Raw genomic sequence first — 25,778 nt, forward strand, 5'->3', positions numbered from 1 at the left:
TGTTTGATTGGTTGCTCACTTAAACAAAGTTACCTTTTTATTGATCTAAATAAAATTTGCCAAGGCTATTATTCGCCTCCGGTCATTGGGTATTTAACCTCGGTCAGATACAATCCGCACGCCGGCACCGATGCCCCTGCGTTGCTCCGGTTTTTGCTGGTAATGATGCCGCGAATATCCTCGGGCGTTATTTCTTTTCTGCCAACCATCAGCAGCGTGCCTACAATAGCGCGCACCATGTTGCGCAGGAACCTGTCGGCAGAAATATAGAACACGAAACCTCCGTCTACCTTAACCCATTCGGCGCGGCTTATTTTGCAGTTGTTGGTTTTTACCTGGGTGTTTGATTTACTGAAGCAGCTAAAATCAGTGTACTCCATAATAATTTTTGCAGCTTCATTCATTAGCTCCAAATCCGGCTCATCGCGCAGCAACCAGGAATAATTATGTCTAAAAGGGTCTTTACAAAAATGGATATGATATTGGTAAGATCGCAACATGGCGCTAAATCGTGCGTGCATTTCGGCATCAACCGTAAAAATATTTTTGATGGCGATATCTGGCCCCAATACCGCGTTAATGCTTCGGACGGCATTATCTACGGACAATGGACTATCGGCTATAGCCTCAAGGTCGAAATGTGCGAAAAATTCTTTGGCATGAACACCGGTATCGGTCCGTCCGCAGCCTACTGTTTCAATTGGCGTCCGCAAAACGGTAGATAGCGCTTTGTCCAAAGCCTGCTGTACAGTTACAGCATTAGGCTGAACCTGCCAGCCATGATAATGGGTGCCGTCATAAGCTAATTCGATAAAATAGCGTTGTAGATTTGCCACGAGGCAAAGGTACGTGGATTTGCGAATTACGAGTTAAGATTTACAATTTAAGCAAAGGTCTTAGTCGGCAAGCCTCTTTTGCAAGCAATATAGGCTGCTATAAACAAGGCAATATTGGGCTGATAAATTGAACCAGTGGCCAAAACTTTAACCAAATCTAACTAATATACTCCTTATGAATAGCTTCAAACAAAAATTTATTCTCCACGGCCAAGTCAAACGGTTGGTCGAGGAAAGTACAATTATAGCCTATCTCCTTAGCGAGATTCTTTAATACCTTGAAATAAGTTACCTCAATACCCTCAATGATTTGCAGGTAAAACAATATAAAAACATCGCGTTCTAGCGGCGTTTTACCCGATTTAATTACCGACAAATAAGCCTCAAGCGTTACCCCTTTAATACCAAGCACACTGATCTTAGAAGGCTCAGCATCTATGGAATGGTAAATATCATCCATGTAGTCTATCTGCTTGTGGGTATCCGTACGTAATTCATCAATAGCCAGTTTAAGTTGTTGCAATGAAGCAATGGTTTCTATCTCGTCAAAAAAAGCCAGTAAATGGTGCTTGCCAAAATAGATGCTATTTAAGTGCTCCAGAAAAATGCTTTTCAAATGGTTATCTCCAAGCTTTACATCTGTAGGGCTCATCGAAGAATCAGGGGTATTTGCCATGTTGTATGTAGTAAATAAGGTGCACTAAAATTACAAATAATTCGCATATTATTAATATTATAACAGTTATAACAATTTATCAATAAGCACAATTATATTTGCTTCTTTAATTTGTTAATAATGATACAACGTATACAAACTTTATATCTGTTATTTGCCGGGCTGGTAATAGCGGGGTTATTTGTTTTCCCGCTGGTACACGGCGTATATGTAAATGGCCAGCCGGAAACCATTACAGTTACCGGCGTTTTTAAAGATGTAAATGGCCAGGCAACCCATACCGAAGTATTTATTCCGCTTATTATTGCCACGGCCTTTGTAGCATTGCTGCCTTTAACGGTTATCTTCTTTTATAAAAATCGTCGCAAGCAAATCAATATGTGTTATGGCCTCGTGCTGGTAATTATTGCTTACAGTTACTGGCTATCGCAAACGGTTAAAAATGCTATCGACGGGGCTTACCTGAATATGAGCAATTATGGTATTGGCATTATATTGGTGTCATTAAGCCTGCTGCTGATTGTCATTGCACAAAAATCAATACAGAAAGACGAGAAACTGGTACGTTCTGCCGACAGGTTAAGATAAGCGTATGAGCACCCGTTTAAAAGTATGTTTATTCTGTTTGATTTGTGTGGCATTTATCGGTGCCGACAGGTGGACCAAGCAACTGGCTAAAGAACATTTGATGTACAGCCAGCCCAAGTCGTATTTTCACGACACCTTTATCCTGGAATACGTAGAAAACACCGGGGCGGCCTTAAGCTTTGGCGACAGCCTGCCCCAGCCCTTTAGCTTTTGGTTGTTAAGCATTCTCCCCTTAGGCGTTATTATTATGTTATTTGTTTATGTAATGAGGCAGCTAAATGATTTTAGCATGTTTAAGTTATTTTGCTTCGCGATGATCATTGCCGGCGGACTGGGTAATATCATCGACCGCATTATTTACGACCGCCATGTTACCGATTTCATGAACATGGGCATTGGCAGCCTGCGCACCGGCATTTTTAATGTAGCTGATGTTTGTATTACCGCCGGGGTAATCGGGTTGTTTTTGGTGTATTTGAATACCAGTAAAGGTTTGTTGAGACCGGACAGAGCTGACCATTAATCCAATGGTTTTGCCTTGCCCCTCTGATATTTGCTGCAATCGTTATTAAATATTAGTTATCAAATGAACACAATTATCACGCCGATGTAAAAGGCTTTGATGCAGCTGTTTGAATTGCGAATAATAACCCGTACCTTTGCGCCCGATTTGGCGATGTAGCCGAATACGTTATTTTAAATCATGAACCCATTTTTAAATCTGGGAATCCGTCATGATATTGTTAATGCCATCTCTGAATTAGGGTTTGAAAACCCTACGCCAATCCAGGAACAGTCAATTCCGGTATTGTTAACAGGCAGCAACGATTTTGTCGGATTAGCCCAAACCGGGACCGGTAAAACTGCTGCCTTTGGCCTGCCGTTATTAGAACTGTTGGATTTCGAAGAGAATCATCCACAGGCACTTGTTTTGTGTCCAACGCGCGAGCTTTGCTTGCAAATCACAAACGACATTAAGAACTACTCCAAAAAAATGCACAACGTTAACGTTGTTGCCGTTTATGGCGGAGCAAGTATCTCTGACCAATTGCGCCAGATACGTCGTGGTGTACAAATTGTTGTAGCCACTCCTGGCCGTATGCTTGACATCATTAACCGTAAGGCTATTGATTTTAGTCAGGTTAAATTTGTAGTGCTGGATGAAGCTGATGAAATGCTCAATATGGGCTTTCAGGAAGATATTGACAGTATCTTGTCCACTACCCCGGACACCAAGAAAACATGGCTGTTTTCTGCAACTATGCCGGCCGAAGTACGCCGTATAGCTAAAAAGTACATGAATGAGCCGTTTGAGCTTACCATGGGCACCAAAAACACAGGCAATGCCAATATCGAGCACGAGTACTATGTAGTACGTGCCCGTGAAAAGTATGCCGCTTTTAAACGTATTGTTGACTTTAACCCTGATATTTTCGGTATTGTATTTTGCCGTACCAAAATTGAAACCCAGGATATTGCTGAAGCTTTAATGAAAGACGGCTATAATGCCGATTCATTACATGGCGACCTTTCGCAGCAACAACGCGATAAGGTAATGAAACGTTACCGCGACCGTAGCCTGCAGTTATTAATTGCAACTGACGTAGCCGCACGTGGTATTGACGTTAACGACGTAACACACGTTATCAATTACTCATTACCAGATGAGGTTGAGAATTACACCCACCGAAGCGGACGTACTGCCCGTGCAGGTAAAACCGGTGTGTCTATTGCTATTGTTCACGCAAAAGAATTAGGCAAGATCCGCCAGATTGAGCGTGTTATCGGTAAGAAATTTGTTAAAGCGGAAATCCCGACAGGCTTTGACGTGTGCGAGAAACAATTGTTTTCTATTGTTCATAAAATACATGATGTTGAAGTGAACGAGCAACAGATCGAACAATATATTCCACGCATCATGGAAGAGTTTAAGGATATTTCTAAAGAAGACTTTATAAAGCGTTTTGCTTCTATCGAGTTTAACCGCTTTTTAGATTACTATAAAAATGCTCCTGATCTGAATGCTCCTGTTGAAGAAAGCAGGTATGAGCGAAGTGAACGTGGAGAACGTTCAGGACGTGAGTCTGGCGGCAAATCTGAATACACCCGCCTGTTTATCAATTTAGGTTCAGTTGATGAGTTTAACCGTGGCGACTTGCTGGGTTATATCTGCAACAATGCCAAGATAAGCGGCCGTGTAATAGGTAAGATCGACGTTAAGGGTGTTTACTCATTCTTTGAAGTTCCGCATGCTGAAACACAAATAGTGATCGACAACTTTAAAGGTGTTCAATTTAAAGGCCGCGAGGTTAGAATTGAGATATCTGGCGAAGGCACCAGCAGCAGCCGTAGCGGCGGGGACCGCAGAGAAGGTAGCTACCGTGGTGGCAGTGATCGCAGAGACGGCGACCGTCGTGAAGGCGGCTATCGTGGTGGCGACCGCAGAGAAGGCGGTAACCGCGGAGGTGATCGCAGAGACAGCGGCAACTCAGGCTTCCGTGATTTTTCCGGCAAACGCCGCGAAGATCGCCCGGAGCGCAAGCGCAGGTTTTAAAGATAGAGTTTGAAGATTAAGGTTGGCTAAATAAATAGCCAATCTTAATACCGACCTCCAATTTTTAAACTCAAAAAATAGTTTTAGTTTAGTTTTTAGTTAACAGAGCCTCTTCGATTGATCGGAGGGGCTTTTGTTTGGAGATAAAGATGGGTATTGGAGAATAAAGATTGGAACCTATCGGCAAACGATATCCAATCTTTATACTTCAATCTTAAAAATCACGCCATACCCGCCAGCAATATCGCAGTGAGTACATGAACGGCTATTAACGCATATGTTTTCATAGTGTAGCACACTGTTGTGACATACCTTACAACCATTTAGTCTTCTATACGTTTAGTACGCATTTGCGCTTGAGTAATAAATTGACGATGACCTTTTTTGTCTACATAAAAATACTTGTGATGCTCGTCGATATAAACATTATCGCCTGTACGTGACCAATGTCCCTCGTATCTGTTATCGCTAACAGCTGCCGCGCCTTTTGAGGCAACCTCTGATGTTTTATGACCTACGTCTCTGGCAGCTGAGCCGGTGGCATGACCTACATTCCTTGCAGCCGAGCCAGTGGCATGGCCCACATCTTTTGCAGCCGACCCGGTGGCATGACCTACATTCCTTGCAGCCGAGCCAGTTGCATGGCCCACATCTTTTGCTGCCGAGCCGGTGGCATGACCTACATTCCTTGCAGCCGAGCCGGTTGCATGGCCTACGTCTTTTGCTGCGTGGCCTATTCTTTTATCGACTGTTTTATGTTCTTGTGCAAAGGTTTGGCTCGCAGCAAACATAGCTGCAGCCAAAAACGATAATTTAAGTGAGTTTTTCATAATAGTATCTATTAGTAAGAACACTACATGCAATTTTGTTGCCAGTTTATTAATGATGTCTATCTTTATAAAGAGCTTAATCCTATAACTATGGAAGCAAATACTATCCTGAAAGCTAAATATATTCATCGTACCAAACACGCGGACGCGTATGTGATCCAGTACAACGGTTGCTTTAACGCCTCTTCTGCCAGATCATTTTAATAAGCGTTAATTCTATCAGGATGTGTCACCAGTGTCATGATACACCATAACGTTTAAATAGATACAAAGGCTTAATTCAACTGTTCAGCTAATTTCCGCATTTCCATAACGGGCGAACGCTTTTCGTAAAGAATAGCGTAAACGGCATCAACTATAGGCATGCTTACCTGGTATTGTTTATTGATCTCGTGCAGGCAGTTTACGGCGTAGTAACCTTCAGCAACCATATTCATTTCCAACTGTGCCGAAGTAACAGTATAACCCTTGCCTATCATGTTACCAAAGGTACGGTTACGGCTAAACTGTGAATAGGCTGTAACCAATAAGTCGCCCAGGTAGGCAGATTCTTTGATATCGCGGGTAATGGGGTGTACGGCGTCTACAAAATGCATTAGCTCGCGTATAGCATTCGATATCAATACCGCCTGAAAGTTATCGCCGTAACCCACACCATGGCAGATACCGCCTGCAATAGCGTAAATGTTTTTGAGTACGGCGGCATATTCGGTGCCGTAAATATCGTCAGACACAATAGTTTTGATGTAGCGGGTATTGAGCATACCCGCAAACTCTGTGGCTAGTGCCGGGTCGCCGGAGGCTATGGTGAGGTATGATAGCTTTTCCAATGCAACTTCTTCAGCATGGCAAGGCCCGCTGATCACCACAAAATTATCGAAAGATATCTCATATTTTTTATTTAGGAATTCACCAATGATCAGGTTTTCATCAGGCACAATACCTTTTATGGCCGATACTACTTTTTTGTCTTTAAAATCATCGGCAGTTATTTTGATCAGGGCTTCTTTTAAAAAGGCGGCTGGTACGTTTAACAAGATGACATCTGCCCTGGCTATTAATGCTTTCAGATCGGTCGAGATGTTTTGGGCAGGCACCTTTATTTCAACTGAACTCAGGTAGTTGGGGTTATGACCAAATTTATGCACGTGTTCAACAGCTTGTTCATTGCGCATCCACCAAAAAACTTCTTTTTCAATGATATTATCAGTCAGCATTTTAATATTGGCCGTAGCCCAGCTACCCCCGCCAACAACTAGTATTTTGTTGTTTTTATATTGCATTAACAGTACGGCCGGCTTATCCGGCAAACAAAGTTAGAAATTTAACTAAAAATGTTATTTGCCATCCTTGGCATCAAACAACTTCGACTTGTCTACCTTATCAACCAGCGATCCGTCTTTCAACGTTTTAGATATGGCAGGATATGGAGCTGATACTACCTCGTCGCCAGCCTTAAGGCCACTTAATATTCGGATGTACATATCATCTTGTATGCCGGTGGTAACCTGCACCTGTTTAACTTTGCCCCCATTGTAAACAAATACGTATTCTTTTGCAGGGGCATTGTTTGCAGTTTTATTGTTAGCATCGTCTTTTTTTATAACGTTGTCTGTTTTCTTTTCATCGCGGGTAGTAACCGCCTGGATGGGTACCGATAAACCTTTATCATGATTGGTCATGATGTCAACGGTAGCAGTTAACCCGGGGCGGAATGGAGACGGATTGCCGCTGCCCTTTTTCAACAAATCCATATACGAATTTGGGTCTATTCTAACCTTTACAGTGAAGTTAGTTACCTGGTCGGCCGTGGTACCTACTACATTGGCCGAGCTGCCAATTTCGGTCACCACGCCTTTAAACTTCTTGCCTAAAAAAGCATCTACTTCAATTTTTGATGAGTCGCCAATGGTAATACGATTAATGTCGTTTTCGTTAACATCGACATTTACATCCATCTGGCTTAGGTCTGATATAGTCATGATCTCGGTACCGGCAAACTGGGCAGTACCCAAAACACGTTCACCTTTTTCTATCGACAGTTTTGATATAACCCCATCAACCGGTGAGTAAATAGTAGTTTTGTATAAATTATCCTGCGCTTCTTTTACTGATGCAGATGATTGGGCCAGCCCATATTTTGAACCAATTACGTTTTGTTTGGCAGCTTCTAAGGCAGCTTTGGCACCTTCATAGCTTGCTTTGGCATTGTCAAACTCGGCAGCGGTTAACACTTTGTTATCGAACAACTCCTTACTTCTTTTATAGTTAGATGCCTGGTTGTTAAAGGTAGCCTCGGCTTGTTTAAGCATTTGAGCCGAGTTGCCTACACTGGCTTTTTGTGAGTTATATGATGCCACAGCACGCTCATACCCAGACTTTAAAATATCCGGACGAATACGACAGATCAATTCGCCTTTTTTTACTACATCACCTTCTTTGACAGGTAGTTCAACCACCTCGCCCGATACTTCGGGGCTGATCTTTACCTCAACATGTGGTTTTATCTTTCCGCTGGCTGATACAGTTTCGTTAATATCGCGCTCGGCAGCTTTTTCGGTAGCTACCTGGATGTTGGTTGATTTACCTATGATACCCGTTGCCTTGCCAATTAACAGCAATACAATTAAAGCGGCAACTGTAATTAATATATATTTAGTAGTCTTTCCCATGATATGGATTGATTTGGTATTTAAAGTGTGATGGTATTGCCCAGGTAGTAATCAATGATCTTGCTTCTGAAGATGACAGCATACCGGGCCTCGATCATGTCATTTTCTGATTTATTAAAATTGGTAACCGCGGTGTTGTAGTCTAACGAGTTTACCAGGCCAACATCATAACGTTGTTTGGTAACATTCAGCGCGGCTTTGTTGGCATCGTAAGTTTGTTGGGCGGATTGATATTGCTTTTCGGCTGCAGACAGATCTAAAACCGCCTGTATGATGGTTTTACTCAAATTGTTTTTGGCTATCTGCGTGTTTAACTGTGCGCTTTCATAATTAAGCCGCGCTTTGCGTACGGCAGTACGAGCGTTAAAACGGTTAAAGATCGGGATCTGGATACTCAGCCCAATATTTTGATTAAAATTATCCCGAATCTGCTCGAACGCCGAATATGGGCCGTAAACACCCTGTTGATAGGATGACACCACTTTTTCTTGTGTGATTTGGGTAATACCGATCTGTTGAATGACCGTACTATATCCCGTCAGCTTTGTATCAAGCCGATTTGAATAGCTGGAAGCTAAGCCCCCATATAGACTTACCGTAGGGTAATAATAACCTTTGGCCAGATCAATCGCCTGCTGATAAGTTTTCTGTTGTAGCTCGGCCAATAACACATCCGGATTAACGGTTAATGCCGTCTTTACTACTTCGTTTGCATCATAAACGGTTTTAATATCAGTTAATTTGCTGACATCCGGACGTTCCACTATAATCGGTGTATTAGGATCCATCTCCATATACTGTTTCAAAACCAGGATAGAAAGATCCAACTGGTTCTGGGCCGTAGTTAAATTTAGCGTTGCTGTGGATACCTGGGCTTTAGCCTGCGACAGATCGGCCAGGGTTTGATTACCCACCTTAAAGCTGATATTTGATTTCTCTAAATTCTGATTAGCAATATCAACTTGTTGTTTGGCTGCATCCACCAGGTCCTGGTTAGTAAGTATCTGCAGGTAATCGGTCACCACATTTAAGATCAGGTCATTTTTAATTTTTGATGTCTGGCCTTTGCTAACATCCAGCAATAATTTATTCTGAATGATTTGATTATGTAATTGCCCGCCCTGGTATAATGTAAATTGCAATTGTGCGTTACCGTTGACGTTTAATGAGGTTGATGACGTATAAGTAAAAGCCCCGGCTACCTGGCTGCGGCCAAAGTTATAGCCACCCTGAGTGCCCGCATTTAAGCTTGGCAGCCGGTTATTTTTTGCCTGTTCTAAATCGGCCAGGCCTAATGATTCGTTTATTTGTGCCTGCTTTATGGTAAGGTTGTTGGCTAACGTGCGGTCGACCGCCATTTGTAAGGTGATCTTTTCCTGGGCGTTGACATCTAATGATATCAATGTAAGAACCAGGCCTAAAAAAATACTTATTCGTCCGAAAATATGTTTTATCATAAACTTTATTAGTGCAACAGTTTGAGATATAGCTATTAGGTATTAGATTTGATATCCTGATTATCAATTCCTCAAATCTATCATCAATTAGTTAAAAAAAGTAAATGTACCTGGTAAAAACTCCCTGGCTTCTTAAAAAGCTGTATCCCCTGTTAACCTGGGATACAGGCAATGCCAACCGCTGCATTTATCTGACGTTTGACGATGGGCCTATACCTATTGTTACACCTTTTGTGTTAAATATTTTAAAGCAATATAACGCTAAAGCTACGTTTTTTTGCATTGGCGATAACATACGCAAACACCCCGACATTTTTGAACAGGTAAAGGCTGGAGGTCACGCCATAGGCAATCATACGTATAATCATTTAAAAGGTTGGGATACTGACGACTGGACTTACCTTGATAACTTTCTTTTGGCCGATGAAATAATTGGCAGCAAGCTTTTCAGGCCGCCGCACGGCCGCATTAAAAGATCGCAGGCCGCCTTATTAAAAAAGGCTAAACCCGATTTGAAAGTAATCATGTGGAACGTTTTGAGTGCGGATTTTGATACTACTGTAAAACCTGAGCAATGTTTAAAAAACGTTACTAAACACACTCAGCGCGGCGATATTGTGCTGTTTCATGACAGCCTAAAAGCTTTTGATCGCCTGCAGTATGCTTTGCCTAAAGCAATGGAGTATTGGAGTAAACAGGGCTATACTTTTAGTTCGCTGGCTGCTGAGTAACGTTTGCATCTTGTTTACCATCGTTTTTTACAATAGTATAAACTACCGCGCCAACTACAATAACCGCCAGCACCACTAATCCTATCCATCCTTTGCGTTTGTCCTGACGCATAAGCCAGATCAAAAATGCCACCAGGGGGATTACAAAAATTATCCAGAAAATAAGTGAGGGTCCTGTCATACGGCCTCCAGTTCCCTAAAGGGAGTATTAAAAGTCAATACTATATTTATTTTTTTCATTGTTGAAATTTATTCTCTCTATTGGAATTGGCCTGGCCTTACATCGGCATACGCGCCAGCGGGACCACACTTTGCGACGCGAATTCCCCTTTTAAATATTTGTGATAACCGGCAATAGCAATCATACCGGCGTTGTCTGTACAATATTGCATTTCAGGAATAAAACAGTTCCAGCCATTTTGGTCGCACATGGCTTTTGTGCCTAACCTTAAACCTGTATTAGCCGAAACTCCACCCGCCAAAGCAATGTCCTTTATGCCGTAGTGTGCAGCCGCCCTTTTTAGTTTATTAAGCAGGATAGTCACGATCCTGTTTTCAACAGAGGCACAGATATCGTTGATATTTTCTGCAATAAAGTCAGGGGTTTGTGCAACGTTGTCTCGGATAAAATAAAGTATCGATGTTTTTAATCCGCTGAAACTAAAATCAAAGCCTGGTATTTGTGGCTCAGGAAATTTGTATGCCTCAGGATTACCCAGGCGTGCATTTTTGTCAATGAGCGGCCCGCCGGGATACGGCAGCCCCAATATTTTGCTGGTTTTATCCATTGCCTCGCCGGCCGCATCATCTAACGTCTGGCCCACAACTTCCATATCAAAATAATCTTTTACCAAAACAATCTGGGTATGTCCGCCTGATACGGTAAGGCACAGAAAGGGGAATGATGGCTTATTGTCGCCAATAAAATGCGCTAAAACGTGCGCCTGCATGTGGTTAACCTCAATAAGGGGAATATTTTTTGCCAGCGCAAAAGCCTTGGCAAATGATACCCCTACCAGCAACGAACCTAAAAGTCCCGGTCCGCGTGTAAAAGCTACCGCATCAACCGCATTTTTGCTTACTTTTGCCCTCGCGAGGGCCTGTTGCACAGCCGGAACAATGTTTTGCTGATGTACCCTTGAGGCAAGCTCAGGGACAACGCCGCCATAAGCTTCGTGGATGGATTGATTGGCAATAACATTGCTTAATACTTTTCCGTCAACACAAACTGATGCTGAGGTATCATCACATGAAGATTCGATGGCTAAAATTACAGGCACTTGTATAATGATTGAATGAGTGATTTAGTGAATGAGTGAATTTGAATTGGTAATTAAACCAGGCAATGGTCATGTCACCCAATAAATTAATTTATAAAAAACTATTTGGCAGAATTATTGGTTTAGCCGACAGGTGCAAAGTCCGATTCGATAAATCAGTAATTCAATAATCCAATAATTAAACCGCAAAGTTATTAAAAAAGTAATAAAAATAGCGCTTGGCATTGTACTGTTCCTGCTGTTAATGGCGAGTGTATTGGTATTGGTGTTCCAGTATAAACCTGTACAAACCTGGGCTGCCAAAAAAGCCACTGCTTACCTTTCCAAAAGGCTCGGCACCGAAGTTAATGTTAAAAGCCTCTATATTAAACCTTTTACCTCAGTAGTTTTAGAAGATTTTTATGTTTTAGACAAAGTGCGCGACACACTGGTGCGCACGCCCAGGTTAACTGTCGAGCTGAGCGGGTTTTCCATATTCCATAGTATCCAGCAACATAAACTTAACTTTAAGCTGATACAATTGGACAACGGCTCGGTTTACCTGAAAAAACAAACTAATGGTATTACCAACATGCAGTTTGTTATTGATAGCCTAAAATCAAAAGATACCAGCAAAACCGTTCCAGGCAAGCCCTGGATCATGACTTTTGAAAAATCGGTGATTAATAATTTTCATTTCCGATATAAAAACCTGAAAAAGCATGAGGTAGTTAACGGTATAAACTTTGACGACCTCGACGTTTATAACCTGAGTGTTACTGTTAACAATATCGATTTAATACATCACACCTTCGCCGGCAATGTGCAGCATCTTACCCTGAAAGAAAAGGGTGGTTTTTATTTAAAAAATTATTCCGCGTTAACTACTATTGACAGCAACCGTATATTGGCCAGGCATTTGTTTATCCAAACGCCGCATTCATTGCTACGTAATTATTTGAATATGCGCTTTAATGCGTTCGCTGATTTCAATGATTTTACCGGTAAGATTAATATGGACGGCCATTTCCGCGAATCGCATATATCATCAACAGATATCGCCTATTTTACAAGTGGACTTGAAAAAATCAATTTCGAACTTGGCGTTAACGGCCGTATACAAGGCCTTGTAAATAACTTAAAAGCTACTGATTTAACGGTTACAGCCGGACAGGCAACTTTTATGAAAGGTAATTTCAGCATAAAGGGCCTGCCACATTGGGACCATACCTATCTTGACCTTAACTTTGAACAAATAGCTACCAACAAAAAAGACCTCGACTTTTTATATGCCCATTTTACAGGCCAACCAAAAGCTGCCATCCCTGAAGTTGTAAGTAATTTTGGCAACGTAAACTTTACCGGCACTTTTAAAGGTTTGCAAAACGACTTTACTGTAGCAGGCATTTTTAAAACCCGATTAGGCCGTTTTGACCCCAATATAAAACTTAAAACAAACCGGGCAGGAATGCCTGCCTATAGCGGCACTTTAGACGCCTATAATTTTGATTTAGGGAGTTTATTAGGTGACAACACCTTCGGCCGTACCTCATTTAAAGCAAATATTAATGGCAGCGGCAACGAGCTTAAAAACCTGAATGCCAATATTAGCGCCAACATCGCTTATTTTGACCTGAAAGGTTACAACTATAAAAACATCGCTGTAAACGGCAACTACGCGGGTAAGAAGATAAACGCCAAACTAACCATCAACGATAAAAATATTAAGTTTGATGGTAATGGGCGCGTCGACCTTAACCCTGCTTTACCAGTTTATTCGTTTGTAGCAAACCTGCATGATGCTAACCTGAATAAGTTAAAATTGATGCGGGATACAATTACCATTAGTGCACAGCTTAATACTACATTTTCTGGTAATAATCTGAAAAATCTGGAAGGCAGGGTGATGCTATCGCCCATACGTATTGTCGACCCACGCAATAATTACCTTTTAGATTCGGTTTATTTTTCGGCCAGCGGCAAAGGCAGTTCAAGGAGTATTACGCTACGCTCTGATGCTTTGGATGGCACACTTAAAGGCAGTTACGACCTGGCTACGTTACCATCGTACTTTAAGACCATAGCCAAAAAGTACATTCCGTCTTTACAATTAGATATTACGCCGCCTAAGCCGCAAAATTTTGAGCTGAATTTAAAAATCAAAAACCTGGATCCGTTAACTGCTATTTTTCTTCCGGATTTAAAAATACCCGAGCAGGGTACTTTTATCGGCACATTTAATTCGGTCGAAAAAACGGCTACCATCAACGGCTATATTAAGACCATCAATTATAAAAAAATCATTTTCCATGATTTTATTTTGGACGAAAGCACCAACGACAATAACCTGAGTTTGAACGTATCTTTAAGGCAAATCGACCTGAGTAAGGACTTATTAATTAAGAATATTGGAATTACCAACTTTGTTAATAACGATAGCCTTAAATTTAACGTCAAGCTAGCCGATAAAGATGCGACTAACCAGTTAGACCTTTATGGCCTGGTTGAGTTTGGCCGCGATACTACAGCCAAACTAAAATTGCTTCCATCGGATATTATTATAGAGCATCAAAAGTGGCGCTTGAGGGAACAGGTACGAATCAGGTTGCTTGATGGAAAAACACAAATTTCAGGCTTTGAGCTTTCAAACGGTGAGCAGGTGGCCCGCATCAATGGTTTTATTTCTGAAAACGCCGCAGATCAATTAAAGGTATCGTTCAACAAATTCAGAATGTCGACGCTCAACGAATTGACTAAAGCTGCCGATATCCAGATGAATGGCACCATGAATGGCGATGTAGTTTTAAGTTCTATCCTGAAATCGCCGGGTGTTGACGCACAATTGGCTATAGATTCATTCAAAATGAATAATACGGAGGTCGGTAATATAAAGGTGGTATCAAGCCTTGACAATAAAAGAAGCCGGGCCAACATGAAAGTCAATATCCTTAACAAGGGACTTGAAACATTAAACATTGCCGGGGCTTACTACCTGGGTAAAGGCACTGATGATAAACTTGATTTTGATGTAAAGATGACCCAAACGGAGGCTGTCATTTTCGAGCCATTTATTAAAAACCTGGTATCTGATTTAAAAGGAACTGTATCGACAGATCTTAAACTTACCGGCTCACTGGCCAAGCCCGAGCTAAACGGCAATATTACACTGGATAATACCGGCCTTACAGTAAACTATCTGAAAACTCCATATACGGTTAGCAATAAGCTGAGTGTAAAAAACAGCATCATCAATATCAACAATATGATATTGAAAGATAGCAGAGGCGGCACAGGTATAGCTAATGGTAAGGTAGATCTTAATAATCTGTCAGACCCTACAATCGACATATCGTTACACGCCACCAACCTTTTGGCGCTGAACACCAACTTTAAAGATAATCACCTGTATTTTGGTACCGCTTATGCCACCGGCGATTTTAGCTTTGTTGGGCCAATTGATAATATGAATATTAATATCAATGCGTCAACCCAGGCGGGCACTGTATTTAATATCCCATTAAATACATCGACTACGGCAAGCGATTACGACTTTATCAACTTTGTAAGCCATAAAGATACAGCGACGGCCAGGTTTGACAAAACGAAAGCTTTTAACGGGGTTACACTAAATTTTAACCTCAATGTTGATGAGAAAACCGTTGTAAAAATAACGACAGACTATGGTGTGCTTCAAGGCAGCGGACAAGCCAGAAACCTGAGCTTGCGCATAAATAGCCTGGGCGATTTTGATATGTTTGGCGAGTTTACCATTACATCGGGTAAGTTTGATTTTACAGCCAAGAATTTCATTAGTAAAAACTTTACGGTAAATCAGGGCGGTACCATTCGCTGGACAGGTAATCCAAGCAATGCTCAAATTAATCTTAGCGCTATTTATGAGGTACGGGCCGAGGTTAAACCCCTATATGACGCCGCAGGTTATCCAAGCCCGAAGGGCTCCAACCCTGAATTGGTACAAGCTGAGTTGCTGATCACTAATTCACTGATTCAGCCGGACATCAATTTTGACTTTAACTTTCCTACCGACCCATCAATTAAGGACGAACTGGCCACTTACCTGGCCGACAATAACAACCGCAACCGGCAGGCGCTGAGCGTTATTGTTACCAGAAGTTTCGCTTCCGGTGCAGGTACCAACAACCTTACAGACCAGGTGGCAGGAACCGCAAAAAGCGCAGCCTTAGAGTTTGCGTTTAATAAACTAAATAACCTGATAGCACAATCTCATGTGGTGAAAAATCTGGATTTGAATATACGCTCGTTCAACGACGTAAGTGCATCATTAAAACTGGCCCATGAAAGGATAATACTTGACGGAAGCTTGTTTAACACTACAGGCAGTAGTTCATTATCTCTTAACAGCACATTATTTAATTCAAACTTCAACGCCCTCACCAAAGATTTTCAGGCATCTTACCTGATTAAAAAAGATGGTTCGCTGAGCGGTCGCTATTCATACCGCGCCTTGAATACAACTTTGGGTGCCATTGATCAAAACTCAATACAGTATGTAAATGGCCTGGGCCTGGTTTACCAGCGCGATTTTGACACCTTCGGCGAGTTTTTACGATATATTTTCACACGTCGCCGCGCACTTCCCAATAATCAGGTAGCACCAATGGCAACACCGATAACCACGCCGTTATCAAATGGCAATACTCCGCCTCCGCCTACTACAGTGCAGCCGGCAAAGAAGGATGAAGAAGAAGAATATTAATGATTGCGCATAATGGTATGATCCATCTTGTCGCGCTTGGTTTTCAGGTACGCCTCGTTATGCGGATTAGCTGCAATTTCAATTGGAATATTCTCGACCACTTCAAGCCCATAGCCAATTAAACCCGCACGTTTTTTAGGATTATTACTCATTAACCGCATTTTGGTAACCCCCAGATTACGCAATATCTGAGCACCAATACCATAATCGCGCTGATCCATTTTAAAACCTAATTTCAAATTAGCCTCTACCGTATCAAAGCCGTTTTCCTGCAGGTTATAAGCTTTCAGCTTGTTTACCAGCCCAATGCCTCTACCTTCCTGGTTCATATACACAATTACGCCCTTACCTTCTTTCTCAATCATCTCCATAGCCCTATGTAACTGAGGGCCGCAATCGCAACGGCATGAGCCAAAAATGTCACCGGTGACGCATGAGCTGTGTACGCGTACCAATATAGGCTCGCCCGGCTCCCAGGTTCCTTTTACCAGTGCAATGTGGTTTTCGCCAGTATTGAGTTGGGTATAAGCTGTCATTTCAAAATCGCCCCACTCTGTTGGCAGTTTAACAGATACTTCTTTTTTTACTAGTGTCTCGGTATCCAAACGATAGGCTATCAAATCTTTTATTGATACAATTTTTAAATCAAAATCCCTGGCCATCTGTAAAAGGTCAGGTAAACGAGCCATATCGCCATTTTCGGTCATGATCTCGCAAATCACACCTGCGGGCTCCAATCCAGCTAATACAGCCAAGTCAACTGTAGCTTCGGTATGTCCTGCCCTACGCAATACGCCGCCATTTTTGGCTATCAGCGGAAAGATATGTCCCGGACGGCCCAAATCCTCAGGCTTGGTGGCCGGATCAATAAGTGCCAGTATAGTCTTTGAACGGTCGGTAGCAGATATCCCGGTAGTACATCCTTCCAGTAAATCAATTGAAACGGTAAAATTGGTTTCGTAAGAGGTAGTATTGTTACTTACCATTGGCTCCAGTTCCAGCTCAGATGCGCGTTGTTGAGTAATGGGAGCACAAACCAAACCACGGCCATGACGTACCATGAAGTTTACAGCCCCGGGCGTGGCATATCGTGCCGCGACTAAAAAGTCGCCTTCATTTTCCCTATCCTCATCATCAACCACAATAATTATTTTGCCGGCTTTTATTGCTTCAATAGCTTCTGGTATGGTGTTTAGCATTTTATTTCCTGGTGGCTTATTAATATAACGTACCTTTTAACAACAAAGTTAACTCATAACAAAAATATTCCGGTCTGTACACTGTAATGTTTAATTAACCTTACAGTGATAGATATTACTATTAAAGCCGACGCCGATATGCTGTTTGGCTACAACAGAGAACTGATATCGATAACTGCCGGGCGGCGGTGCTTTGAAAGTTAATTTAAAAGGCTTGCCATTTATGGGCTCTAATAGTGGATATGTGTAATAAGCAGGCACTTGAGTTTTGTTATTTGTGAATGTTAATATTAGAAAGGCCTCTGTTGATTTTAATCGCTCTATCTCAGGTTGAGAAGCATCGATCGACACATGGAACGTGGCTTTTTCATTACTCTTTAAATCGCTTACCGTATTTAATATGCGCACATTCACGCCGGTAAATGAAGTAAAATGGTTGATAAACGTCAGGTAATATTTTTTTTCCCTGGGAATTACGATCGGACGGCTGGTTTTATCTACCGCACCGTCTGAAACATAAGCTACTGTCTTATCTTGAAATTTCTGTTCTAAGCCGGGCAGATAATTATACTGCGTCTTTTTATACCATATATCGTTTACAGCAAAGCACTCCTGACCGGTATAAAAGGCATAATATGACGGCTCGTTATAAGTATTGTCAAAAACCAGGGGGCGGCCATTAGCTTCCCCCTTTAATATCGAGGCCATCATCTTCGGGTTTTTATCATTAAAATTAGGTATTCGGAACCAATCCAAACTCAGGTTAAGTCTGAGTACAATTACCGCTACCAGGTTAATGACCAGTAGACCGTAAACCAATTTGGTAACAGTTGTAAGCTTGTCTATATACAAGTAACTCAAACATAACATTGGCGGCCAGGCAATAGCTGTCCAGTGCACATTTACCATTGCCTTAACAGATGATATCAGGAAAAAAATAAAAACCCCGATCACATTATACTTCAAAGTTTTTTGAAACTGGTTTTTAGGCCGGTATAAAATACTGAACAGCAACAAAATCACCGGACCGGTAACTGCCGCCTGCTCGCCCAGGTAACTCAAGGTGTGCTGAATGCCTAATGCTTCCGTCCGCCCTGCAAATTGAAACCTGATAGTGGGGTAATCATGCTGCATCTCCCAGTAAATATGCGGTGCGTACAACACCAATGCAATTATCGCTATTAAATAAAACGAACGCCTGCGTAGCAATTGCGGGTTTGACATCACCGTGAATAATACTATTAATATACCATGATATTTGGCGTATAACAGTAAAGCCGTAATCAAACCCAACAAGGCAGCATTAGCTATATTATCCCGGTCTAAATATCTGCGATACAAATAGAGAAATAATGTCCCGAAGAAAAGCAAGGGCGTATCGGGAATAGCCAGGAAAGAATACAGATTAAGAAATAACGACGAAAACAAGAGCAGTGCCAGCAACTTAAAATTTATTTCGGCTTCGCCGGCTATAATTTTACAGATCAGGTAGAAAGTGCCGCTGCCCAGTAACAGCGGGAATAATCTGACACCAATCTCGCCACCGACAATTGTACTACCAAGCTTGATCAAAAATGCAATCATCGGCGGATGATCAAAATACCCCCAGCTTAGATATTTGGCATAAATCCAATAATAAGGTTCATCATTCAGCAATGCTGAGGAGCAGGCCTGAACAATGTTTACAACCAAAATACAACCCAGCAACCACATAAATTTATTAACCAAAAACGGTTTTTTTATGTGATTAGCGAGCATGTGCTTTGGTGCAATTAAGCTTTACTTTTTTTAAACTTATTGGCTATGTTTTCAAAGAACCTTCTATAGATTTCCATGTCAAACAGTGCCGAATCGGTAGCAGCCTTATAGGAAAGAAAAAGGCCAACCGGTGTTATTACGATAATTGATATCCAGGCGCCGAATAAGCCCGACATACTACCTTCGTGCGCGGCTTTTTCGCCTATAGTTTTGACAATATAGAAGATCAGGAAAAAAATTACCGAAATAACCACCGGTAAACCCAACCCACCCTTGCGAATGATAGCGCCCATTGGCGCGCCAATTAAAAACAATGCGATACAAGACACCGACAATGTAAACTTAACCTGGTACTGTGCAAATGCACTTCTAAAGTTTTTAACTAGTTCATTCATGCGGTCGCCGCGAACCTTTAACAGATCATGAATGGAACGAGCCTCGCCTAAAGCTATAGTGATATAATTTGACTTGGCTACATTATCGCCATAGGCCATTACTCCAAGTTGATATTTTTGATAGGTTTTAAAGTTATCAGATTTTAAAGGAAGAGAAAAATATTTAATATAGGCTGCAACTAATGGCAGGTTAGCACGGCCGGCACTATCTATCGATTTGTCGGTGTGCGCCATGTAATCTTTCAGTTGCCGTCTGTCCATCATGGGGAAAGCTCCACTAAACTCCTTCTCGTCGGTACGGGTAAACGCTAACCCTTTCAGATCAAGTTTATTTTGGGCCGATTTAAAGCGGAAACGGGTAAATATCTGGCGAGGATTAGGGTTAAAGTTTGATCCGGTGCTGGGTGTTTCAGAATAACGTACACCATCTTCAAGCTCAATGATCAGGTAACGGTTATCGTTTGAGCGATACATTCGGCCTGATTTAGCTTTCATTACATAAGACGGGTTATTGGCAATGGCTTTGGCATAAAGAGTAATGCCATGCAGGGTTTGCCCATCCTTATCCTTTTTATCTACCCGGATGGTATAATCCGGAAAACTGTTGCTGAATACGCCCTCAGGTAAAAAGTTGGCCGACTTTTGCTGACGCGCATCGTACAGCAATGAGTAATATTTAAGATAAGCGCGCGGTAGCATATTGTCAGAAAAGAAAAATGCTGCAATACTTAAGGTAATTACCACCAAAAGCATAGGCGCTACGGCCCGGGTTAATGAAATACCTGCCGACTTAATAGCCACCAGCTCATAATTTTCGCCAAGGCTGCCGTAAGTCATGATGGATGAAAGAAGCACCGACAAAGGTAGCGCCATAGCCACGTTGGTGGCCGACGCATATAACATCAGTTCGGCAATAACGTACCACTCAAAACCTTTGCCTATCAGGTCGTCAATATATTTCCAGAGAAACAGCATTAACAACACAAACATCACGATCAAAAAGGTGACGATGAATGGCCTGATAAATGATTTAAGCAATAAAAGGTGCAGTTTCTTCACAATACAAAATTAACGAAAAAATCGACGCTTTATGCGCCAAGCACGCTAATAAGGTATTGGATTTGATTGTCCCAGATCAGTCTGCGCTCGCCAACGGCGTCTTCAGTTGCAAAGTCGGTAATGCCCAGGGCCACGTCATTGGTAAGTTCATCCTGCAGAATTTCCATTTCAAAATAACACTGCGGCTCGTCGTCAACCCATTTAAATCTAACCAGTTTATTTTCTTTTGCGGCAATCAATTTGGCTTTTTGCTGCTCGTCGTCCCAGGTAAAGGTGTAAATCTGATCGCGAATACTTACGTCATCAGCAAACCACTGCGACAACCCGTTAGGTTCATTTAAAAACGTGTATAATATGCGAGGCGACGATTTTATTTCATACTCAATAGTAAACTTCTTTTTCTCGGACATGGGGTTATAATTCAGGCTTAAGCCACAATGTTAACATTTTTTCTAAAGGAAACGAATTAATCCTATATTTGCAAACCTTTTTTAAGGACACCTATTACGGCGGGGTAGCTCAGATGGTTAGAGCGTAGGATTCATAACCCTAAGGTCGGCAGTTCGATCCTGCTCCCCGCTACATGGAATCAAAAGCCTCAAGTTGAAAGACTTGGGGCTTTTTTGTTATAGAATTGCAGACTCATTGAAAGGGATATTCAAACTATAGGGATAACTTGTTACACAAACCCCGGGGACAGGCATACTCCCACGAAATTTAAACTGACGACAACTACACACGCTATCTGCAAAGGTTGCCTGTGAATGAAAGCTTGCCAGCTAATAAACAAATTGGTTAGGCATGGCTATTGTACAATGTCAGCCATGAAACTACTGAAAAACATTATAGGCGGACTGGCAGGTGCAGCCGCTCTAAATTTACTACATGAAACCGCCAGACGCCTTGACCCGGAAACACCCCGGGTTGATTTGGTTGGTGAAGAAGCACTAAGTAAAGGCTTAGAAACGCTCGGTATAGAACCGCTAACCGGCAATGCTTTGTATACTGCTACATTGGCCGGCGACTTGCTCAGCAATGCCTTTTACTATAGCATGATAGGCGCCGGAAAAAGGAAATATCTGGTGGCCCGCGGTCTTGCTTATGGTGTGGCAGCGGGCATTGGCGCGCTGAAACTAACCGAACCCCTTGGTTTAAATGATGTACCTGTTACCCGGACACAGAAAACACAGTTACTTACTATAGCGTATTACGCTTTCGGCGGCCTGGTGACAGCATGGGTGATTAACGGCCTACGTAAAAAGGTTTAGCTGTCTGATTAATAGCAATGAAGATAAACCGCGTATTATGGATATTAATTTTTGTTTGCATCATCGACTCGATGGGTTTCGGGATGATGATTCCGCTAATTTATAGCTATGGAAAACAGTTTGGCTTGACCAAACAGAGTCTTGGCTGGCTAACGGCTTCATTTTCTGTCGCGCAGTTTTTTGCCACCCCGGTTTTAGGAGCGTTGTCTGATAAGTATGGACGTAAATTATTATTGGTGATTTGCCTTTTCGGTACGGCACTGTCGTTTGCCCTGTTTGGCCTGGCAGGTAGCTTGATTATGCTTTTTACTGCCCGAATAATGGACGGGATTACGGGCGGCGATATATCAGTTGCCCAAGCTATGGTAACCGATATGTCATCCTCAGAAAACCGTTCGAAATATTTTGGATTACTTGGCTCGGCCTTTGGTTTGGGTTATGTGATAGGGCCCGCAGCCGGTGGTTTACTAAGCCGTTTTGGTATGACTGTTCCATTTTTTGTTGCTGCCGGGTTATCGCTAACGGCTGCCGTTCTGAGTCTTATTTTCCTGAAAGAAACCAACAATAAAAAGAGGAAACAGGCCAGGAAAAAAACATTTACTTATCGCTCGTTAATCGATGTACTAAAATGGCCGGTAATTGGTTCGGCGGTGTTTACGGGCTTTCTGCTGACTACTGCCCAGTTCGTTATGCTGATTGGCTTCCAAACCTACTGTACAGATGCGCTAAAATTATCGCCGACGCAAGTAGGCTTATTTTATGCCGGCTTCGGCATTACCGGAATATTGATGCAATTAGCTATACCGCTTATCAACAAAGTAATCTCTTCGAGATCTGTAGTGTTACTTATTTCTACAGCAATTTGTTTAGGGGCTATGATCTTTTCCGGCTTTGCAGGCACTATTATTCCTTTCGCTATTGGCATAGGTGTGTATGGATTATTCAATGGCCTGCGTAACCCAATGCTAAATGCAATCATAGCCGACCATAGTGAGGAGTCTAAGCAAGGCGAGATCATGGGTATTAATCAATCTTATGTATCTATTGGGCAGGCGGTGGGCCCGGCGATAGCTGGTTTGGCGGCGGCGGTTTCATTACATGCCGCGTTTTACCTTGCAGGGTTACTTATCCTGATAGCGTTTGCAATGTGTACCCGGCTTAAACGGCAGGAATCGCCATCTTAAAATCGTATCTACATGCTCCGTTTGAAATTACAGCTAACCAATCTGGCACAACCATTGGGTTCTAAATATTTCTTAAGTCTTAATTAATTTCTTATTTGTAAAAATTTCAAACCTATAGGTGGTATTTCGAGTTATAACTAAACTATGCGCACCACAAAAGAAGAAACTAAACGAGACGGCTTATTGGAAAGCCCCTGGCAGCAAGCCGGAAATGGAGTATCGTCAGGTGTGCTTACAGATCAAGTTTATGATTGCCTCATTGTTGGTGCTGGGATTACCGGGCTGACGGCAGGTTTAATATTGCAACAAGCTGGAAAACGCGTAATTATAGCCGACCTGCGCACTGTTGGCTTCGGTACAACTGGCGGCACAAGCGCTCATATTAATAATTTCGCCGATACTACCTATGCCGAGGCCGAAAGTGCCTTTGGAGAGAAGGGGGCGCAACTATTTGCCGATGCAATACAAGAAGGTGCCGCATTAATCAAAACCAACGTAGACCGCCTTGGAATAGATTGCGATTACGAATACAAAACCGGTTACATCTATGCCGAAACAGACCAGGAGGTAAAGCAACTGGATGATATTTATCAGGGTATGCTAAAAGTTGGCATACCCGCCGTTTATAACGAAGAAGCCCCAATACCTGTACCTTTCAAAAAAGTTCTTGAAATAACAGGGCAGGCGCAATTTCACCCCATCAAATATTTAATGGCTCTAAGAGATGCTTTCTTTAAAGCTGGTGGTATGTTGTCAGAAAACACCTTGATCGACAAATTGGAAAGCGAGGGTAATATTCATTCGGTGCTTATAAATGATAAACGGATATCTGCCAAAAGGGTGATCTATGCTACGCATATGCCACCTGGTATCAATGTATTCAGCTTCCGCTGTGCGCCCTACCGTAGTTATGTTTTAGCTGTTAAACTAAAGGACGACAAATATCCTGACGCCGTCGTTTATGACTTGCAGGAACCCTATCATTATGTACGTACGCATGTGATAAATGGCGAGCCATTGTTATTGGTAGGCGGTAATGATCATAAAACCGGCCATGACGACCCCGCAAAAGCCTTTTCGGATCTTGAAGAATATACCCGCAAGTTTTATAATGTATCATCGGTTAAGTATCGTTGGTCATCCCAATATTACGTTCCTGCCGATGGCTTCCCTTATATCGGCCAAATCCCTTTTATGGCTGACGGTATTTTGACCGCAACCGGATTTAACGGGAACGGCATGATGCTGGGCACTATATCAGCAAAAATTTTGGCCGATCAGGCAATAGGCGTTGCAAACCGTTACAGCGAGATATTTTCAACCAGCCGAATAAAACCGATTGATGGCTTTACCGAATTTGTCAAAGAAAACGCTGATGTAGCCTACCATTTGGTCGCAGATCGTTTTGGCATTCCGGAAACTGATTCGTTGGAACGACTTGTCCCAGGCACTGGTAAAGTGCTGGAGTATGATGGGAAAAAACTGGCTGTATATCGAGATGAGCAAGGCAACATTCAGGCATTAAGCCCTGTGTGTACCCATGCCGGCTGTATCGTAAACTTTAATACCAGCGAGAAAACCTGGGATTGCCCTTGTCACGGCGGGCGTTATAACACTGACGGCTCGGTAATTACCGGGCCACCTACTAAAGCTTTACAACAAATCCAAATAAATTAAAAACAAATTCTATCATGCCTACAACGAAAAACAAAACAGCTGCTAAGACAGCGTCCAATCGCTCTCCCGAGGCGGAAAGCGCATTGAAAGAACTATTTATGGACGAACTGAAAGACATTTATTGGGCCGAACAGCACCTGGTAAAAGCGCTGCCTAAAATGATTAAGGGCGCTACGTCTGATGAGCTAAAAAATACGATCCAGCAACATTTAACTGAAACTGAGGGCCATGTTACACGCCTGGAACAGGTTTTTGAATCTCTGGGCGAAAAAGCTAAAGCCGTAAAATGCGAAGCCATGGAAGGCTTACTCAAAGAAGCCGATGAACTATTGAAAGAAACCGACAAAGGTACCGAAGTACGCGACGTAGCTATTATTTCTGCCGCACAAAAAGTAGAACACTATGAGATCGCATCTTATGGCACCCTACGCACATTGGCGGGCACATTAGGTTATGAAGAAGCGCAAGGTTTACTGCAACAAACGCTGGATGAAGAAAAGAATGCTGATAAATTGTTAAGTGTAGCTGCCGATACGATCAATGAATTGGCCGCTACTGAAGTTGAATAGTTAGTTTGATTAACAGGAGAGCCGCTTAATTAAGCGGCTTTTTTATTTTCCAGGCATCGCGGTGATCAGGACTTTCCCTTGTTATCCCAATGGTCTTTAATAACCTGCCCGGTTTGGTCTGTTACTATCCGCCGTGCAAATCGCTCGCCTTTAATAATGCCATTGGGACCTTTATTACCAATAAATGCCAATATCGGCCTGCCTTGATCGTCGGTTTTAAATGTAAGGTCATATTTATTAAATACAGTTTCAATTGTCGACGAAGGTTCGTATCTCTTATTAAGTAGAGTTATTAACTGCGGGCCGAGTTTCATAATACTGCGTTTAC

22 protein-coding genes and 1 tRNA gene are annotated in these 25,778 nt (G+C 42.3%); 10 read left to right on the forward strand and 13 right to left on the reverse strand.

The genetic code is table 11. The features are described 5' to 3' along the window. Positions 1–68: 68 nt before the first annotated feature. Together truA and ABD772_RS12165 are read right to left on the reverse strand one after the other, a co-directional pair. Positions 69–836 carry a tRNA pseudouridine(38-40) synthase TruA gene (gene truA / locus ABD772_RS12160; RefSeq protein WP_345104637.1) on the reverse strand — a complete coding sequence of 256 codons (768 nt, stop codon included), beginning with the start codon at positions 834–836 and terminating at the stop codon, positions 69–71. A 157-nt stretch (positions 837–993) separates the two neighbouring features. Beyond that, positions 994–1,512 carry a DUF892 family protein gene (locus tag ABD772_RS12165; RefSeq protein WP_345104640.1) on the reverse strand — a complete coding sequence of 173 codons (519 nt, stop codon included), beginning with the start codon at positions 1,510–1,512 and terminating at the stop codon, positions 994–996. Between the two features lie 120 nt (positions 1,513–1,632). On the opposite strand from ABD772_RS12165, the gene ABD772_RS12170 reads away from it, so the two are divergent. The 3 genes from ABD772_RS12170 to ABD772_RS12180 all read left to right on the forward strand — a co-directional run bounded on the left by ABD772_RS12170 (position 1,633) and on the right by ABD772_RS12180 (position 4,654). Continuing rightward, positions 1,633–2,100: a DUF4293 domain-containing protein gene (locus ABD772_RS12170; protein WP_345104643.1), complete on the forward strand. Its 468-nt coding sequence runs from the start codon at positions 1,633–1,635 to the stop codon at positions 2,098–2,100. Positions 2,101–2,104: 4 nt separating this feature from the next. Beyond that, positions 2,105–2,623: a signal peptidase II gene (gene lspA, locus ABD772_RS12175; RefSeq protein ID WP_345104646.1), complete on the forward strand. Its 519-nt coding sequence runs from the start codon at positions 2,105–2,107 to the stop codon at positions 2,621–2,623. Positions 2,624–2,803: 180 nt separating this feature from the next. Next, positions 2,804–4,654 carry a DEAD/DEAH box helicase gene (locus ABD772_RS12180; RefSeq protein WP_345104649.1) on the forward strand — a complete coding sequence of 617 codons (1,851 nt, stop codon included), beginning with the start codon at positions 2,804–2,806 and terminating at the stop codon, positions 4,652–4,654. Between the two features lie 323 nt (positions 4,655–4,977). Here ABD772_RS12180 and ABD772_RS12185 read toward each other — a convergent pair whose 3' ends face one another. The 4 genes from ABD772_RS12185 to ABD772_RS12200 all read right to left on the reverse strand — a co-directional run bounded on the left by ABD772_RS12185 (position 4,978) and on the right by ABD772_RS12200 (position 9,613). Beyond that, positions 4,978–5,484, reverse strand: a complete 507-nt coding sequence (locus tag ABD772_RS12185; RefSeq protein ID WP_345104652.1) for a hypothetical protein — start codon at positions 5,482–5,484, stop codon at positions 4,978–4,980. A 275-nt stretch (positions 5,485–5,759) separates the two neighbouring features. Then, entirely contained in the window at positions 5,760–6,767 is a 1,008-nt protein-coding gene (locus ABD772_RS12190) for an NAD(P)H-dependent glycerol-3-phosphate dehydrogenase (RefSeq protein ID WP_345104654.1), read from the reverse strand. Between the two features lie 54 nt (positions 6,768–6,821). Next, complete coding sequence (locus ABD772_RS12195; RefSeq protein WP_345104657.1) at positions 6,822–8,156, reverse strand: efflux RND transporter periplasmic adaptor subunit; 1,335 nt, start codon at positions 8,154–8,156, stop codon at positions 6,822–6,824. 20 nt (positions 8,157–8,176) lie between these two features. Further along, positions 8,177–9,613, reverse strand: coding sequence for a TolC family protein (locus tag ABD772_RS12200; RefSeq protein WP_345104660.1), 1,437 nt, complete (start codon positions 9,611–9,613; stop codon positions 8,177–8,179). A gap of 104 nt (positions 9,614–9,717) precedes the next feature. Here ABD772_RS12200 and ABD772_RS12205 point away from each other — a divergent pair, with 104 nt between their 5' ends. Then, positions 9,718–10,344 (forward strand): polysaccharide deacetylase family protein, encoded by a 627-nt coding sequence (locus tag ABD772_RS12205; RefSeq protein WP_345104663.1) that lies wholly within the window; start codon positions 9,718–9,720, stop codon positions 10,342–10,344. On the opposite strand, the gene ABD772_RS12210 is transcribed toward ABD772_RS12205, so the two are convergent. Together ABD772_RS12210 and tsaD are read right to left on the reverse strand one after the other, a co-directional pair. Further along, positions 10,322–10,525 carry a hypothetical protein gene (locus ABD772_RS12210; protein ID WP_345104666.1) on the reverse strand — a complete coding sequence of 68 codons (204 nt, stop codon included), beginning with the start codon at positions 10,523–10,525 and terminating at the stop codon, positions 10,322–10,324. The genes ABD772_RS12205 and ABD772_RS12210 overlap by 23 nt on opposite strands. A 97-nt stretch (positions 10,526–10,622) precedes the next feature. After that, the gene (gene tsaD / locus ABD772_RS12215; protein ID WP_345104669.1) at positions 10,623–11,624 is read right to left on the reverse strand and encodes a tRNA (adenosine(37)-N6)-threonylcarbamoyltransferase complex transferase subunit TsaD; all 1,002 of its coding nucleotides are present in this window, start codon (positions 11,622–11,624) and stop codon (positions 10,623–10,625) included. Between the two features lie 244 nt (positions 11,625–11,868). Between tsaD and ABD772_RS12220 the strand changes: the two genes are divergently transcribed. Next, positions 11,869–16,341, forward strand: coding sequence for a translocation/assembly module TamB domain-containing protein (locus tag ABD772_RS12220; RefSeq protein ID WP_345104672.1), 4,473 nt, complete (start codon positions 11,869–11,871; stop codon positions 16,339–16,341). On the opposite strand, the gene ABD772_RS12225 is transcribed toward ABD772_RS12220, so the two are convergent. From ABD772_RS12225 to ABD772_RS12240, 4 genes are all read right to left on the reverse strand, one after another. Further along, on the reverse strand, positions 16,338–17,540 hold the full coding sequence (locus ABD772_RS12225) for a bifunctional 3,4-dihydroxy-2-butanone-4-phosphate synthase/GTP cyclohydrolase II (protein ID WP_345104675.1): 1,203 nt from the start codon (positions 17,538–17,540) through the stop codon (positions 16,338–16,340). The genes ABD772_RS12220 and ABD772_RS12225 overlap by 4 nt on opposite strands. 90 nt (positions 17,541–17,630) lie before the next feature. Beyond that, positions 17,631–19,298 carry an ArnT family glycosyltransferase gene (locus ABD772_RS12230; RefSeq protein WP_345104679.1) on the reverse strand — a complete coding sequence of 556 codons (1,668 nt, stop codon included), beginning with the start codon at positions 19,296–19,298 and terminating at the stop codon, positions 17,631–17,633. Between the two features lie 14 nt (positions 19,299–19,312). Continuing rightward, on the reverse strand, positions 19,313–20,752 hold the full coding sequence (locus ABD772_RS12235; RefSeq protein ID WP_345104682.1) for an LptF/LptG family permease: 1,440 nt from the start codon (positions 20,750–20,752) through the stop codon (positions 19,313–19,315). Between the two features lie 29 nt (positions 20,753–20,781). Further along, the gene (locus ABD772_RS12240) at positions 20,782–21,162 is read right to left on the reverse strand and encodes an START-like domain-containing protein (protein WP_345104685.1); all 381 of its coding nucleotides are present in this window, start codon (positions 21,160–21,162) and stop codon (positions 20,782–20,784) included. A gap of 98 nt (positions 21,163–21,260) precedes the next feature. On the opposite strand from ABD772_RS12240, the gene ABD772_RS12245 reads away from it, so the two are divergent. The 5 genes from ABD772_RS12245 to ABD772_RS12265 all read left to right on the forward strand — a co-directional run bounded on the left by ABD772_RS12245 (position 21,261) and on the right by ABD772_RS12265 (position 25,450). Next, a tRNA-Met gene (locus ABD772_RS12245) sits at positions 21,261–21,334 on the forward strand. Between the two features lie 242 nt (positions 21,335–21,576). After that, positions 21,577–22,020, forward strand: coding sequence for a hypothetical protein (locus tag ABD772_RS12250; protein WP_345104688.1), 444 nt, complete (start codon positions 21,577–21,579; stop codon positions 22,018–22,020). A gap of 17 nt (positions 22,021–22,037) precedes the next feature. Then, on the forward strand, positions 22,038–23,204 hold the full coding sequence (locus ABD772_RS12255; RefSeq protein ID WP_345104690.1) for an MFS transporter: 1,167 nt from the start codon (positions 22,038–22,040) through the stop codon (positions 23,202–23,204). Positions 23,205–23,348: 144 nt separating this feature from the next. Further along, on the forward strand, positions 23,349–24,881 hold the full coding sequence (locus ABD772_RS12260; protein ID WP_345104693.1) for an FAD-dependent oxidoreductase: 1,533 nt from the start codon (positions 23,349–23,351) through the stop codon (positions 24,879–24,881). 14 nt (positions 24,882–24,895) lie between these two features. After that, positions 24,896–25,450, forward strand: coding sequence for a YciE/YciF ferroxidase family protein (locus tag ABD772_RS12265; protein ID WP_345104695.1), 555 nt, complete (start codon positions 24,896–24,898; stop codon positions 25,448–25,450). Between the two features lie 65 nt (positions 25,451–25,515). Here the strand turns inward: ABD772_RS12265 and ABD772_RS12270 are convergent, their stop codons facing one another. Then, on the reverse strand, positions 25,516–25,764 hold the full coding sequence (locus ABD772_RS12270; RefSeq protein ID WP_345104697.1) for a hypothetical protein: 249 nt from the start codon (positions 25,762–25,764) through the stop codon (positions 25,516–25,518). Positions 25,765–25,778: the final 14 nt, after the last annotated feature.

The sequence above is a fragment of the Mucilaginibacter panaciglaebae genome (genome assembly GCF_039539265.1).
In the GTDB taxonomy this organism is placed as follows: Bacteria; Bacteroidota; Bacteroidia; order Sphingobacteriales; family Sphingobacteriaceae; genus Mucilaginibacter; species Mucilaginibacter panaciglaebae.